General features: G+C 74.4%; 11 protein-coding genes and 1 tRNA gene. 8 read left to right on the top strand and 4 right to left on the bottom strand.

Going from position 1 to position 14,252, the window contains the following annotated elements; genetic code table 11:
* Positions 1 to 29: 29 nt before the first annotated feature.
* Positions 30 to 1,049 carry a type III polyketide synthase gene (locus tag HT134_RS23620; RefSeq protein ID WP_175602610.1) on the top strand — a complete coding sequence of 340 codons (1,020 nt, stop codon included), beginning with the start codon at positions 30 to 32 and terminating at the stop codon, positions 1,047 to 1,049.
* 40 nt (positions 1,050 to 1,089) lie between these two features.
* On the opposite strand, the gene HT134_RS23615 is transcribed toward HT134_RS23620, so the two are convergent.
* A complete protein-coding gene (locus tag HT134_RS23615; RefSeq protein WP_175602609.1) occupies positions 1,090 to 2,712 on the bottom strand; it encodes a PHP domain-containing protein in 1,623 nt (540 codons plus the stop codon).
* Positions 2,713 to 2,990: 278 nt separating this feature from the next.
* On the opposite strand from HT134_RS23615, the gene HT134_RS45895 reads away from it, so the two are divergent.
* The 5 genes from HT134_RS45895 to HT134_RS23595 all read left to right on the top strand — a co-directional run bounded on the left by HT134_RS45895 (position 2,991) and on the right by HT134_RS23595 (position 7,203).
* Positions 2,991 to 3,200 (top strand): hypothetical protein, encoded by a 210-nt coding sequence (locus HT134_RS45895; protein WP_246365009.1) that lies wholly within the window; start codon positions 2,991 to 2,993, stop codon positions 3,198 to 3,200.
* A complete protein-coding gene (locus tag HT134_RS23610) occupies positions 3,164 to 4,477 on the top strand; it encodes a serine hydrolase domain-containing protein (protein WP_312888355.1) in 1,314 nt (437 codons plus the stop codon). Before HT134_RS45895 ends, HT134_RS23610 begins: the two co-directional genes overlap by 37 nt.
* Positions 4,478 to 4,836: 359 nt before the next feature.
* Entirely contained in the window at positions 4,837 to 5,391 is a 555-nt protein-coding gene (locus HT134_RS23605; protein WP_175602607.1) for a TIGR03086 family metal-binding protein, read from the top strand.
* Between the two features lie 130 nt (positions 5,392 to 5,521).
* Positions 5,522 to 7,048 carry a vWA domain-containing protein gene (locus HT134_RS23600; protein ID WP_175602606.1) on the top strand — a complete coding sequence of 509 codons (1,527 nt, stop codon included), beginning with the start codon at positions 5,522 to 5,524 and terminating at the stop codon, positions 7,046 to 7,048.
* A gap of 82 nt (positions 7,049 to 7,130) precedes the next feature.
* Positions 7,131 to 7,203: transfer RNA gene (locus HT134_RS23595), tRNA-Ala, on the top strand.
* A gap of 117 nt (positions 7,204 to 7,320) precedes the next feature.
* Here the strand turns inward: HT134_RS23595 and HT134_RS23590 are convergent.
* On the bottom strand, positions 7,321 to 7,482 hold the full coding sequence (locus tag HT134_RS23590; RefSeq protein ID WP_175602605.1) for a hypothetical protein: 162 nt from the start codon (positions 7,480 to 7,482) through the stop codon (positions 7,321 to 7,323).
* Between the two features lie 582 nt (positions 7,483 to 8,064).
* Between HT134_RS23590 and HT134_RS47720 the strand changes: the two genes are divergently transcribed.
* Complete coding sequence (locus tag HT134_RS47720) at positions 8,065 to 9,015, top strand: GNAT family N-acetyltransferase (RefSeq protein ID WP_175602604.1); 951 nt, start codon at positions 8,065 to 8,067, stop codon at positions 9,013 to 9,015.
* Between the two features lie 9 nt (positions 9,016 to 9,024).
* On the opposite strand, the gene HT134_RS23580 is transcribed toward HT134_RS47720, so the two are convergent.
* Positions 9,025 to 9,972 (bottom strand): pyridoxamine 5'-phosphate oxidase family protein, encoded by a 948-nt coding sequence (locus HT134_RS23580; protein ID WP_175602603.1) that lies wholly within the window; start codon positions 9,970 to 9,972, stop codon positions 9,025 to 9,027.
* 168 nt (positions 9,973 to 10,140) lie between these two features.
* Between HT134_RS23580 and HT134_RS23575 the strand changes: the two genes are divergently transcribed.
* Entirely contained in the window at positions 10,141 to 10,842 is a 702-nt protein-coding gene (locus HT134_RS23575) for a hemerythrin domain-containing protein (protein ID WP_175602602.1), read from the top strand.
* On the opposite strand, the gene HT134_RS23570 is transcribed toward HT134_RS23575, so the two are convergent.
* Positions 10,827 to 14,138, bottom strand: coding sequence for an ATP-binding protein (locus HT134_RS23570; protein ID WP_175602601.1), 3,312 nt, complete (start codon positions 14,136 to 14,138; stop codon positions 10,827 to 10,829). The genes HT134_RS23575 and HT134_RS23570 overlap by 16 nt on opposite strands.
* Between the last annotated feature and the right edge of the window lie 114 nt (positions 14,139 to 14,252).

Genomic DNA, 14,252 nt, shown 5'->3' with positions numbered 1-14,252 from the left:
CCCGCCTCCCAAAGCGGGAGAAACAGGACATGCACATATCGGGGGTACACACCGTTCTGCCTGATCACCGCTACGAGCAGGCGGAGATCATCGAGGAGTTCTCCCGGTTGACCGAGGCCGACCGGGACCTCCTGGAACACTTCCGCGCCGTCACCGGCGTCCGGGGCCGCAACCTCGCCCTCGCGCTGGAGGACTACGGCAAGCTCGACTCCTTCACCCGCGCCAACGAGGCGTACGCCGAGATCGCGCTCGACCTCGCCGAGCGGGCCGTCCTCGGCGCCCTCGCCAAGGCGGACGTGCCGCCGGAGAAGGTGGACCATCTGATGTTCTGCTCCAGCACGGGCCTCGCCACCCCGTCGCTGGACGCCCGGCTGGCCCAGCGCGCGGGGCTGCGCGACGACGTCAGACGCGTGCCGGTGTTCGGGCTCGGCTGCGCGGCCGGTGCGGCCGGCCTGGCCCGGCTCAACGACTACCTGCGCGGCTGGCCCGCCCACGTCGCGCTGCTCGTCTGCGCCGAGCTGTGCTCGCTCACGCTCCAGCGCGACGACACCTCGGCCGCCAACGCCCTGGCCGGGACGCTGTTCGGGGACGGCGCCGCGGCGGTCGTGGCCACCGGGCGCGGGGCGGGACCGGAGGTGGTGGCCACGCGCAGCAAGCTGTACCCCGGCACCGGGCATCTCATGGGATGGGAGATCGGCCGGCACGGGTTCCGCGTCGTGCTGGACGCCGGGCTGATCGGCTTCGTCGAGCAGGTGGTCGGCGGCGACGTCAAGACGTTCCTCGCCGACTACGGGCTGACCCCGGACCAGGTCGGCACCTGGATCTGCCATCCCGGCGGCCCCAAGGTCATCGAGACGATCGCGGGCGCGCTGGGGCTGCCCGCGTCGGCGTTCGCGGTGACGCTGGAGTCGATGCGCGAGCACGGCAACCTGTCGTCGGTGTCGGTGCTGGACGTCCTGCAGCGCACCCGCGGCCGTCCCGGTCAGCCGGGGCTGCTGCTCGCGCTCGGGCCGGGCTTCTCGGCCGAGCTGGTCCTGCTGCACTGGTGAGGGCGGGCCGGAAACCCGCCGAGGTCCCGGCCCGCCAGGGTCACGTCAGTTCCACGAAGACGGGGTTGGTGTAGCACCAGAGGTCGCGCCAAGGGCTCTCGTTGCGGCCGGTGTCCGCCGCCGGCTCCATCCCGCCCGGAGCGCTGCGCCTGCCGTCGGTGCCGCGCAGCCGGAAGTAGAACGGTTCGCGCACGTCACGGAACCTGTAGTGGAACTCGGCGACCCGGCCCCTGCCCCGCGGCGTGAACGACTCGACCACCCGTACGTCCGGGGCGGTGAAGACGTCGGGGTCGGCGGCCGGCCCGGTGATCGCGCCGCGGATCAGGTCCAGGCGGGCGAGCCGGGGGATCTCCTCGTCGGCGTTGGGCCGGCCGGCCAGGTCGACGGAGACGGTGACGGTGACGTCGTCGCCGCGCCGCACCGACAGCCGCCCGCCGAGCGTCGCCGGGGCGTTGCCGGGGGCGTGCGCGTCGACGTGCAGCCCGTCGACGAGGCCGCCCATCGACACCCAGGAACGCCCGGCCTTGATGGCCTCCATGACCGCGCCGTAGCTGCGTGAGGTCGCCCCCACGACCGTGCGGCTGAACTGACCGGGCCAGAAGTCGGCGTGCCGCTGCGGGACGCCGCCGTCGACGGGGTCGGGGTATCTGCCGTGCTGGTCGTACCAGTCGGCGGGCCGGGAGGGCTCGACGGTCGTGTCACCGTCGTAGAAGTGGCCGTCGGAGTTGGCGGTGATCCACCAGCCCTTGCCCTCGGCGAGCAGCGAGTCCCACATGCCGCCCAGGATCCCGGTCATGGAGTCGAAGCCGCCGTAGGTCGGATAGTGTTCCGGCCTCCAGCCGGGCCAGGAGCTCGCGTCGGCGGTGTTGTTGAAGTCGCCGCGGGCCCTGGGCTCGTTCTGGGCTCCGGGCGCGCCCTCCATGCCGACCGCGATGCCCGGCGCCTTGTCGCGGTAGGCGCGCAGGTCACGCGGGGCGTACCTGCCGCGCCGCATCACATGGTTGATCAGGAACAGCGCGGAGCTCGCCGCGCCGGTGCGCAGCGCGGTGCCGAGCCAGGCGAGCGCCTCCAGCGCCTTGGCCTCGTTCTCCGGGCTGCTCGCGCCGGTGCCGTTGATCCTGGAGTCGAAGAGCCGCTCGAACGCGCGCAGCAACTGGATCTCGTCGCGAGCGCCGTCGAAGAACACCGTGGCGTGCTCGCCCCCGGGAACGTTCCATTCCAGCCCCTGCCACAACAGCAGCTCGGGGTGCTTGGCCCGGGACACGACGATGTCGGCATAGGTGGCCTCGACCGCGAACTTCTCATGAGCGGCGTGCCCGTGGTCGGTGATGACCAGCCAGTCCAGGCCGTGCCGCAGAGCGCCAGCGGCCTGCTGCTCGATGGTGTACATGCCGTCGTAGCTGTACTGCGTGTGGACATGGTGGTCGCCGGCCATCCAGTGGAGCGCGCGGGAGCCTCCGCCGCCGGTGGCGGCGGCGGGACGCGCGGCCAGCCCGCCCAGGGCGGTCACCCCGAGACCGCCGACGCCGAGCAGGCCGCTGTTCAGCAGGAAGCGGCGCCGGCTGAGGTCGGCGGGTGACAGCTCCTTCTCCGCGACGGACAGGTCGGCGAACGCGGCCGTTCCCTCCGGAGCGCTGGAGGGATGTGCATGGGTACGGCACATGGGACATACCTTTCATCTGGACCACCTGGTGCGTCGTTCTCGAGGTCGCCCATGAGCTTGCGCACGATGTGTGTGGGGGCCGGGCGGATGATCCCGCGGCCGGGCGTCACGCTCGCAGAGAGGCGTGACGGCTTCCAGAGGGAGACGGTGAACGCTGGGCGAAGTTCTTGACGACTGAGCGGCGTCGCATCAGGTGATGTCGCGACGGCACAAGATTCCACGCACTCTTTGTCGTCCACGACGAAGAGGGCCGCGGCGGCCTCGCCTAACGTTCGGTCATGCGCCGCCTCTGCCTCGGCGACCTGTACGGTCTGGCCGCCCCCGGCGCCGCCCCCGGCGCCGCCCCGCGCGGGCCGGCGGTCGGCGCGGCCCCCCGCTGGTCGCCCGACGGCACCCGCATCCTCGACGGGCGCCCCTCACACCGCTTCGACGACAACGAAAGGATCCTCGCGTGGCTGATGCACTGGGTCAGCGGCTCGCCGAACTGATCGACACGTACGAGGTCCCGGGCGCGGCGCTCGCCTACCTGCACAACGGGGAACTGCACGAGTTCGCCGCGGGCGTGCTCAACGTCGACACCGGCGTCGAGGCGACGCCGGACTCCCTGTTCCAGATCGGCTCGATCACCAAGGTGTGGACGGCCACCCTGCTCATGCAGCAGGTGGAGCGCGGCCGGCTGACCCTGGACACCCCGGTCGCCGAGCTGCTGCCCGGCTTCCGGGTCGCCGACGCCGAGGTGTCCAGGACCGTCACGGTCAGGCATCTGCTGTCGCACACCAGCGGCATCGACGGCGACCTGTTCCTCGACACCGGCCGCGGCGACGACTGCGTCAAGAAGTACGTCGAGGCCTGCGCCGGCCTGGCGCAGAACCACCCGCTCGGCGCCACCCAGTCCTACTGCAACTCCGGCTTCGTCATCGCCGGTCGCATCCTGGAGGTGCTGGAGGGCAGAACCTGGGACGCGGTGCTGCGCGAGAACATCTGCGGACCGCTCGGGCTGACCCATACCTGGACGCTGCCGGAGGACGTGCTGCGCTTCCGCGCCGCGCACGGCCACGTCGAGGACGGCAGGGCGGCTCCGGTGTGGGGTCTCATGCGCTCGTGCGGTCCGGCCGGCCTCATCTGCGCCCGTCCGCGCGACGTGGTCGCCTTCGGGCGCGCCCACCTCGAGGGCGGCCTGCTCGACGACCCGCGGGCGATGTGGGAGCCGCAGGTCGACATCCCCAACCCGCACACCCTGGGCAGGCACTGGGGCATCGGCTGGATCATCGACGAGTGGTCGGGCCGGCGCGTCCTCTCGCACGGCGGCAACACCATCGGCCAGCACGCCATGCTCTGGGCCGTCCCCGACACCGGCACCGTCGTGTGCGTGACCACCAACGGCGGCCACAGCGGCGCTTTCACCCGCGCCCTGGCCACCGAGCTGTTCGCCGAGCTCGACGGCCTGACCGTGCCGCCGGTGCTCGGCCCACCGGAGACCCCCGTGCAGGTGGACGTCGAGCGCTACGCCGGCGTCTACGAGCGGGTCGGCTCCCGCATGACCGCCGGCGTCCACGACGGCACGCTGAGGCTGCGCATCGAGGCGACGGGCCCGCTCGCCGCCCTGGAGGAGCCGTTCGACCTCGACCTCGTCGCGGTCGACGACGTCACCTTCGTCGGCCGCCGCGAGGGTGAGCCCGACTGGCTGTCGGGCGTGTTCTACCAGCTCGACGACGGCTCGCCCTACCTCCACCTCGGTGTCCGCGCCACCCCCAAGATCGCCTGAGGCGGTCACATGGACCGGCGGCCGACTGCACGAAGCCGCGACGGGCGTGCTCAACCGCGCCACCGGCGTGGAGACCACTCCCGACAGCGTCCTCCAGGTCGGCCTCACCACCAAGGTGTGGACGGCCGCGCCGACCATGCAGCCGACCGAGGAGGGCCACGCGCCCGCCGGGTCCACCCTGTGCACGGCCCCGCGCGGGCTGGTGCGGTTCGGCCGCATGTTCGCCGCGGGCGGTCGCCGAGGACGGTGCCTGATGGCTCGCCGGGGACACCTTCATCGCCGAGCGGCGTGTCCGATCAGGCCGCGGCGTCGTCGTCAAGCTGGTGCACGGGTGAGGGCGGGCTGGCATGCTGGGGCGCATGAACCAGACCATGGAGGAGACGCTGCCGCTCTTGGAACGCGCCGCCGGGCGTACGGCGGACCTGGTGGAGGCCATCGGCGATGACGAGCTCGCGCTGCCGACGCCGTGCGCCGAGTTCGACGTCCGCGGCCTGATCGCCCACCTGGAGTGGGGGGCCTCGCTGTTCGAGTCGCTGGCCTCCGGCGGCGGGATGATCCCGCAGGGGGAGTACACCGGAGACTTCCGGGAGCGGGCCGGGCGGATGCTGGCCGCCTGGCGCAGGCCGGAGGCGTGGGAGGGGGTCAGCCCCGGCATGGGGCTGCCGATGGCGACCCTCGCCGCGATGAGCCTGTGCGACCTCGTCGTCCACGGCTGGGACCTGTCCGTGGCGACCGGCCGGCCGTACGAGGTGGACGGGGAGGAGGCGGAGCGGCTGCTCGCCTTCGCCGGTCAGATGGCCCCGACGGGGCGGCAGATGGGGGCGTTCGGCGAGCCGGTGGAGGTGCCCGCCGGAGCGTCCGCGCTGGAGCGCGCCCTGGGGGAGCTGGGCCGCGACCCCTCGTGGAAGCCGTGACGATCACTGGGGCGTGAGGGGACGGGGTGATCCGGGCGATCACGCCCCGGTCGCGGTTCGCGCTCGCTTGGATCACTCGCCCGGCCACGCGGCGACGTCGAACCGTCGATACGCGTGGAGGTGGTAAGCCATGAGATTTCGCCCTCTGATGGCAGGTGCCGGACTTGCCGCATTACTCGCTCTCGCGGCCTGCGGAGGCGGGCCCGGGGGCTCCACCGGGAGCTCCGCCGAACGCGCCGTGCCCGCCCGGACCGAAGCCGGCCGGCCGGTCCCCGCCGAACCCCGCGCCACCCGCCGAGCGCAGCCCGAGGCCGGCAGGGAGACGGCCGCCGACGCCGAGCAGGACACCGGCCGCGACGCCGCCGAGGCGCAGATCTCGACGTTCGCCCTGGACGTCGACACCGCCTCGTACTCCTACGCCCGCCGCGCCCTCGCCGAGGGGCGCTGGCCCGAGCCCGCCCGGATCCGGCCCGAGGAGTTCGTCAACTCCTTCGGGCAGGACTACGCCGAGCCCGCCGGAGACGGCTTCACCGTCCACATCGACGGCGCGCGCCTGCCCGGCTCCGACACGGCGGTCGTCCGCGTGGGCCTGCGCACGCGCGGCGCCGACGCCGCCGCCCGCCGGCCCGCCGACCTGACCTTCGTGGTGGACGTCTCCGGGTCGATGGCCGAGACCGGCCGGCTGGACCTGGTCAAGGAGTCCCTGCACACGCTGATCGACCAGCTCGCCCCCGGCGACCGGGTGTCGGTCGTCGCGTTCAGCGACACGGCCGAGACCCTCGTCCCGATGACGCCGCTCACCGCCCGGCCCGACCTGCACGCCGCCGTGGACCGGCTCGCCGTCCAGGGCGGCACGAACCTGGAGACCGGGCTGGTGACCGGCTACCAGCAGGCGTCCCGGGCGTTCCGCCCCGCCGCCACCAACCGCGTCGTCCTGCTGTCCGACGGCCTGGCCAACCAGGGCGTCACCGCCTGGCAGGCCATCCTCGACCGGGTCAAGGAGTACGCGGGCCGGCAGGTCACGCTGCTCACCGTCGGCGTCGGCCGCGACTACGGCGACGAGCTGATGGAACAGCTCGCCGACAACGGCGACGGCGCCGCCGTGTACGTCAGCACCCGCGAGGAGGCCGCGAAGGTCTTCGCCGAACGGCTGCCCACCACGATCGAGCTGCGCGCCCGCGACGCCAGGGCGCAGGTCGCCTTCAACCCCTCGGTCGTGGAGAGCCAGCAGCTCCTCGGCTACGACAACCGCGCCATGCCGGCCGACGGGTTCCGCGACGACACCCGCGACGGCGGCGAGATCGGCCCCGGCCACGCGGTGACGGCGCTCTACAGCGTCCGCCTCAAGCCGGGCGCCACCGGCCAGCTCGCCCAGGCCACCGTGCGCTGGCAGGACCCGGACACGCGCGCCCCGGCGGAGGCGAGCCGGTCCGTGGACGTGACCGCGCTGACCCCGTCGATCTGGGACAGGGCGCCGGTCCGGCTCCAGGTGGACGTGGTGGCCGCCGCCTTCGCGGTGTACATGCGCGACAGGCAGGCGTTCGGGCTGGACCTGCCGGCGCTGGGGGAGCACGCCAGGCGGCTGGCGGAGCGGGCGGAGGACCCCATGGTGTCCGAACTGGCCCGCCTCATCGACCAGGCCCGCGCCGTCGGGTGAGGCCGCCGGAGCGGTCCCGGGTCGCCGAACGCCGACCGTGCTCGGCGGCCCGGGAAGTCCGATACACTGGTGCACGCAGCGCGGGGCTATGGCGCAGTTGGTAGCGCGCCTCCATGGCATGGAGGAGGTCTGGGGTTCGAATCCCCATAGCTCCACAGAGAAGATCCCGTCCGATCCTTTGATCGGGCGGGATCTCGCGTTTCCGCCGGCGGCGAGACGTGCCCTTCCCCGGCGGGGAAGGGCACATCCGGTGCCTCATTCACCCAGGGGCGTCACCGGTGCACGCGGCGCCACCAGTGGCGGCCCCGCCAGCCCACGCGGCCGATGCCGTACAGCGCGCCGGACAGGCCGCCGATCGCGCTGTTCTCCCAGTACGCCCTGGCGCAGCCGCGCAGGGTGCGCCTGCGCAGGCAGCTGTAGGTGCCGAAGCCCACGCCGACGATGAAGGATCCCCGGCTGACCCAGCGCCGGCCGCCGGCCCGGCGAACATCTCCTTGGTGAGGGAGCCGTCGGGGTTGGCGTAGGTGGAGGAGGTCTCGGTGCGTGCCGATTCGATCTCGACCCGCCTGCCGGTGAGCCGGGCGGTGAGCCGGGCCGAGCTCTCGTCCGGCGCGCCGGGCCCGGCCGGAGCGGTCGAGGGGTCGGGCGGGACGGCCGCCGGTGGGGGTTGGGGGGAGGGGGTGTCCGCGTACGCCGTGGGGATGTCGGCGACGGTCACGGCCAGTGTCGCGGACAGCACGGCCGCGATGGCCCGATCCGCCGGGGTCGTCCGACGGACGCGGGCGCGGTTCAATGCCACTCTTCGATCCCCGATTCGCGCACCTCTGGGCGAGGTATGACCATCGTTGCGGCCTGATCGTAAAATCCGTGATCAACACGGGGAACGGGCGGCGATGATCGTTAAGCCGGCCGCCGGTTCGCGTTCATGTTCGGCGACGGGGGGCGGAACCGCCGCGACGGTCGGTGACCGCCGGCGTCGTGGCCCCGCGCCCCGCCGCGCCTGAGAGGAGCCCACGGTGGCCATCGAGTGGACCGCGCTGTCCGCCGCCGACCTGCCGGCGATCGCCGATCTCGCCCGTCGGTGCGCGGCGCGCGACGGCGGGCTCCCGGCGGCCACGTCGCCGCCCTTCCTGGCGCGCAGGTACGCCACGGGGACGGCGGTGGGCGCGTTCGCCGACGGCCGCCTGGTCGCCTGCGGAGCGGTCCGGGCCGTGGGCGACGCGTCGGCGGCGACCGGCCTGGTCGATCCGGCTCACCGGGGCCGCGGCCTCGGATCCGGCCTGCTCGACCGGCTGATCGGGAAGCCTGAGCAGCCGGCCGAGGGCCCCGGGCAGCCGGCCGAGGGCCCCGGGCGGCCGGCGGAGGGCTCCGGGCGGCTGATCGGGGAGCCTGCCCGGCCGATCGGGAGGGCCGTCCGGCTGGAGACCGAGTCGCTGACCCCGGAGGCTCACGCGCTCTTCCTCTCGCGCGGATTCCGGCGGACGTTCGCCGAGGACGTCTGCCGGCGCGACCTGACCCGGCCGCTCCCGGCCGTCCCCCTCCCGCCGGAGCTGGAGACGGCGCCGTGGTCCGAGCACACCGAGGCGGCCTTCCACGCGGCCTACTCCGCGTCCTTCGCCGACCGCCCGCGCTTCCCCGGCTGGACGCGGGAGCAGTGGGTGGACTGGCTGGTGGACGACGAGTTCCTGCCCTGCTGCTCGCTGGTGGCGTCCGAGAAGGGTGGGGCCGTCGCGGGGTTCGTGGCGTGCGCGGAAGGCTTCCTCATCCAGGTCGGCGCCGTGCCCGGATGGCGGCGGCGCGGCCTGGCGAAGGCCCTGGCGGTCGCCGCGCTCGGCCGCATGCGGGCACGCGGCGCGACGGAGGTCTACCTCGACGTCAACGTCGACAACCCCGCCTCGGCCGGCCTCTTCCGCGGCCTCGGGTTCGAGGTGATCGCCCGCCGGGCCCGCTACGAACCGGTGGCCTGACCCCGCGCGTCATCGATCCCCGAGGCGGACCTTCGGCACCGGCTGGGCGCGGCGCGCGGCCTCGGCCCGGACCCGGCGCCTGAGGAGCCTGCCGTGGCCGAGGAAGGACCGGGTCCGCAGGCGGCGGTCCTCGGGCAGGCTCCAGTCGGGCAGCGCGCGGTCGATCGCGACGCCGAGCCGGTCGTCGCCCCGGACGGTGGCGGTGCCGAGCAGCACGACGTTCTCCTGCCACCGCATGCCCGGATCGTGCCGGTGGAAGGTCAGGCACACCGGTCCCGGCACGGCCGCCACACCGGCGGGCAGATCCAGCTCGTACCCGGTCGCGGTGGCGGAGAAGGCGCGCGCCGGCACGGTCACGGGCAGGCCCCCCGTCACCGTCGACACGATCGGCCGCCCCAGGTCGCGGGCCCGGCGGGCGTGGGGTCGCCAGTCGGCGGGCGGCGCGCACCGGCCGGGCAGGGGAGGGCCGGAGGGCGGCGGGTCGGAGGCGGGGGCCTCGGTGCCGGGCGGGCACGTCCAGGTCAGCGGTGCGCGGGTCAGGTCGCCGCCGTGCCACCACGTGACCCGCTCGGGCGTCACCTCGACGTAGATCCGGGCGAAGTACCAGGTCAGGCGCTTGAGCAGGAACCACGGCAGCCCCGCGAAGGCGTCCGGGACCTTGGCGCGGGAGTCGCGGACGTACCGGTCGGTGTTGGCCTGCAGGTCGGCGTCGCGCACGGTGGCGCGGCCCTGCACCAGCACCACCGGGTCGCCCTCGAACAGCAGGGCCACGCGCGGATCGCGGCGCGCCCGCTCGGCCTTGCCGGGATAGGTCAGGCCGGTGCTGACGTCGATCGTGCCGCGGGGACCGGTGTACGGGGTGACCGGCCAGGTGACAGGCCGCCCGTCACGGGTCAGCGAGGTGTAGGCGCACACCGGGGAGGTCCCGAACGTCGAGGAGGGCAGCGGGAGCGTCATGCCCCGCACGCTGCCGAAAAGGTCTTGAGCCGCTCTTGTCGCTGATCTTCCAGAGCGCCCCAAGAGGGGGCGGCCACGATGACGCCGTCCCTTTCTCCACGACGGACACGACCCCTCCCACGACGGACACGACCCCCCACGACGGACACGACGAGAAGGAGCACCGCCATGCGAACCGCCGCACACCCGAACGTGCCGCAGATCATGCTGCCCGGTCAGGCCGCCGCCGCGCCCGGTCCGCTCGACATGAGCAACATGTACCTGGCGCACTTCGGCTTCCGCCGCGACCTAGGCCACCTGATCACCGCTGCCGGCCGGGTCCGCCTCGACGACCGCCGGCGCGTCACCGCCCTGCGCGAGCACCACGCGTGGGTGCTGTTCGTGCTGCACCACCACCACACCGCCGAGGACGAGACGGTCTGGCCGCGCCTGCGGGAGCGGGCGCCGGAGTCGGTCGGCACGATCGACGCGCTGGAGGCCGAGCACGAGGCCTGCGACCGCTGGCTCAGCGAGAGCACCGCGGCCTTCCAGGCGTTCGAGGCGGCCCCGTCCGAGCCCGGACGCGAGCGGCTGATGACGGCCCTGCGCGGGCTGGCCGACACCCTCGGCGCGCACCTCGCGCACGAGGAGACCGACGGGATCCCGCTGATGATGGCCCACATCACGCCGGAGGAGGACGCCGAGATGCACAAGGCCATCATGAAGGAGTACGGCCTCGGCAGGCTGGTCAGGCTGCTCGGCTGGATCACCGCCGAGCTGCCGCCCGACGTCGAGGCCCACCTGCGCAGGACGGCGCCCAGGCCGATGCTGCTGCTCAGCCGCCTGGCCGGCGGCCGCTACCGGCGGCGCGCGGCCTACCTGTGGGGGTGAGCCGGCGAGGGATCAGCCAGCTCCCGCTCCACGCTCTCGGCGTGCTCGGCGTGCCGCCGCGCCGTCTCCGTGTCGCCCAGCGCCTCGGCCAGCTGCGCCAGCGACCGGCTGACCGGCCACATCAGCAGGCTCAGCCCGGAGATCCCCATCCGGTCGGCGTACGGCGACGCCTCCTCGTACAGGTCGGCGCAGGCCTCCCGGTCGCCCAGCGCCGCCCACACCTCGCAGCGGATGACCAGCCAGAACAGGTAGACGAAGGTGCGCGGGATCGGCGGCTGCCGCTCCCACGGCCCGAGCGCCCGCCGCGCCTCCTCCAGCCGGCCGCTGACGACCAGGAAATGGGCGTACCCGTCCGCGTTGAACCGATCGAGCTGATCGTGCGTGACGTCCTGCGGCGGCTGCACCGCCTCGGCCTTCCCGCGGCGCAGGCGCATGAGCGCGACCTGGTACGTGGCGCCCGCCGTGCTCGACTCCACCCCCCACATCGAGGTGGTCCGCTGCTCGGCGACGGTGGCCGCGAGCAGCGACTCGGCCGCCTCCAGGTCGCCGCGGCTGGCGAGCACGCCGAGCCGCAGCCAGTTCAGCATGATGCGCAGGTACGGCATGTGCGTGCGGCCGATGAGCCGCTCCGCCTCGGCCAGCACGTCCAGGGCCTCCCGCACCCGGCACAGCTCCAGCAGCGTGCCGCCCTGGCAGGTGAGCCCGATCGTGCGCAGCTCGTGGTCGCCCGCCTCCGACCCGGCGCGGGCCATCTCCTCGCCCGCCGCCAGCCGCTGGTGCACCGAGTCCGGGTCGAGCAGCGCGTAGTAGCGGGCGAACAGCACGCGGCCCAGCAGCGTCGCGTCGTTCTCCTGGCGGGCCAGCCGCGCGGCCTCGGCGCTCCACCGGTCCCGCTCCGCCGGGTCCCGTCCCGGCTGGTAGTACGTCTGGAGCGCCAGGCAGGCCAGCACCCGGGCCCGGGCGGACGGCTCCAGCCCCTCGTCGGCGGCCAGCTCCTCCAGGTCCGCCACCAGGTCGGCGTCGTGGTCGCCGTAGACCTTCCAGGGCTGCAGGATGCGCCCGCCGTACCCGGTCGCGGCCTCGATCCAGCGCCGCCGGTCGCCCGCCTGCTTGGCCAGATGGCGGATCCGCGTCAGCTCCGCCTCCTGACCCAGCGAGTCGCCCGCGCCGAACCTGGCCTCGGCCAGCGCGAACAGCAGGTCCATCCGCTCGGCCTCGCCCAGCCCGGGGTCGTCCCCGGCCAGCCGTTCGGCCCGTTCCAGCAGCTCCACCGCGGCGTCGTACGCGCGCAGCCGCTTGGCCTCCTCGGCGGCCCGCCACGCCGCCCGCCAGGCCCGCGCGGTGTGGCCCGCGGGAACGGCCTCGAACCAGTGGTGCGCGGCGGCGGCCAGCCGGTCGGAGGCCGGGCCGCCGGTACGCGACTCGATCGCGGCGGCCACGGCGGCGTGCAGCCGGGCCCTGCGCAGCACCGGCACCACCGCGACGAGCGCCTCCTGCACCAGCGCGTGCACGAACAGGAACCGCCCGGGCCGCCCCTCCGCGACCAGGTGGGCGGTCATGGCCGGCTCCAGCAGGTCCAGCGCCGTGTCCAGGTCGAGCCCGGCGGCCTCGGCCACGACCGCCACGTCGAACTCCCGCCCGGCCACCGCCGCCACCCGCAGCAGCGTCGCCGACGGCTCGGGCAGCCGGTTCACCCGGCCGAGCACGACGTCCCGCACGCCCAGCGGCAGCGTGCCGCGGCCCGGCGATCCGGTCTCCAGGTAGCGCATCAGCTCCGTGACGAAGAACGGGTTGCCGTTCGTGCGGTCCCGGAGCGCGGACACGTCCGTGCCCGCCGGGGTCAGCTCGGCCAGGTCGGCGGCCGCCAGGCCGGACAGCGGCAGCCGGACCGCCTGCCGGCGCGCCAGCGCCTCGAACGCCTCGGCCAGCGCGCCCTCCGGCGGCGGCCAGTCGCGGGCCGTCCCCACCAGGGCCAGCCTGCCGTCCTGCACGTGCCCGGCCAGGTAGCCGAGCAGCCGCAACGAGGACCGGTCCGCCCAGTGCAGGTCGTCCAGCACCACCAGCACCGGCCGGCGGCTCGCGGTCAGCGCCCGCGCCGCCGCCTCGTAGGTGCGGAACCGCGCGCCCTCGGGTTCGGCCCCGGTCGCGGAGCCGACGCCCGGCAGGTCGGCGCGCACGTCGGCGGGCAGCGGCGGCAGCGTGTCGGCCAGCCGCTCCAGCACCGTGACCCACGGCCAGAACGCCGGTGCGCCCTCCGTGGCCGCGCACCGCCCCACCGCGACCGTGAAACCCCTGGCCCGCGCACGGCTCACCAGCTCCTCGGCCAGCCGGGTCTTGCCGATCCCCGGCTCTCCCGTGATCAGCGAGAACCCGGGCCGGCCCGCCGCCGCCGCCTCCAGCAGCCTGTCCAGCGCCGCCAGCTCGTCCTTCCGCCCGGCGATCCCCGCCTCGGCCGCCCCGGGCCGGCCTGATGGGGGTACGGACGATCCGGGTCCGGCCGATGAGGGGCCGCCTGACCGCGGCTCAGGCCGCCGCCGGTCGGGAAGCAGCGCGGGAGATCGGCCGAGGATGTCACGTTCCAGCTCGCGCAGTTCGTCCCCCGGGTCGATGCCGAGCTCCTCGGCCAGGATCCGGCGCGCCGTGCGCAGCGTCTCCAGGGCCTCGCCCTGGCGGCCGCTGCGGTAGAGCGCCAGCGCCCGCAGCGCCCACAGCCGTTCCCGCAGCGGGTGCTCGTACGTCAGCGCCTCCAGCTCGCCCAGCAGCTCGTCGTGCCGGTCCTGCCGGATGACCGCGCCGACCCGCAGCTCGCGCGCCCGCTCCCGGGCCTCGGTGAGCCGCGCCCTGGCCGCGGCCGCGTACGCCTGGTCGTCCAGGTCCGGGTACGGCTCGCCCCGCCACAGCGCCAGCGCCTCGTCCGCCAGCCGCTCCGCCTCGGCCGGCTCGGCCGCCTGCTCCGCCTGCCCGACCAGGCGCAGGAAACGCGTCGCGTCCACCTGCTCCTGGTCGATCTCCAGCGTGTAGCCCACGGGTCCGAACGTCAGCAGGCTCCGCGCCCTGGCCCGGCGTCCCGGCTCCAGCAGGCGGCGCAGGTTGGAGACGTACGAGTGCAGCGACGCCTGCGCCTCCGCCGGCGGCTCCTCGCCCCACAACCGGTCGATCAGCGTGGCCGGCGCCACCGGCCGGCCCTCGGCCAGCACCAGCGCGCTCACCATCGCCCGCAGCTTCGGCGAGCCGACCTGACACGACCGCCCGTCGTCGCCGATGATCTCCAGCGGGCCCAGCACCCGGATGTCCACAGTCCTACCACTCTCAAGAAGTCGCCTGATAGTACGACAGGAGAGGAAGGAGGTGGTCCCCCCTCGTGCCGGCACTTCGCGCTCGCGACGATGTCGGTGCTCTCTGAGATCCTG

It is taken from the genome of Nonomuraea rhodomycinica (assembly GCF_013363995.1).
GTDB classification, from domain to species: domain Bacteria; phylum Actinomycetota; class Actinomycetes; order Streptosporangiales; family Streptosporangiaceae; genus Nonomuraea; species Nonomuraea rhodomycinica.
Note: the sequence above shows the minus strand (reverse complement) of the source record. Positions and strands in the feature narration are given on the sequence as shown.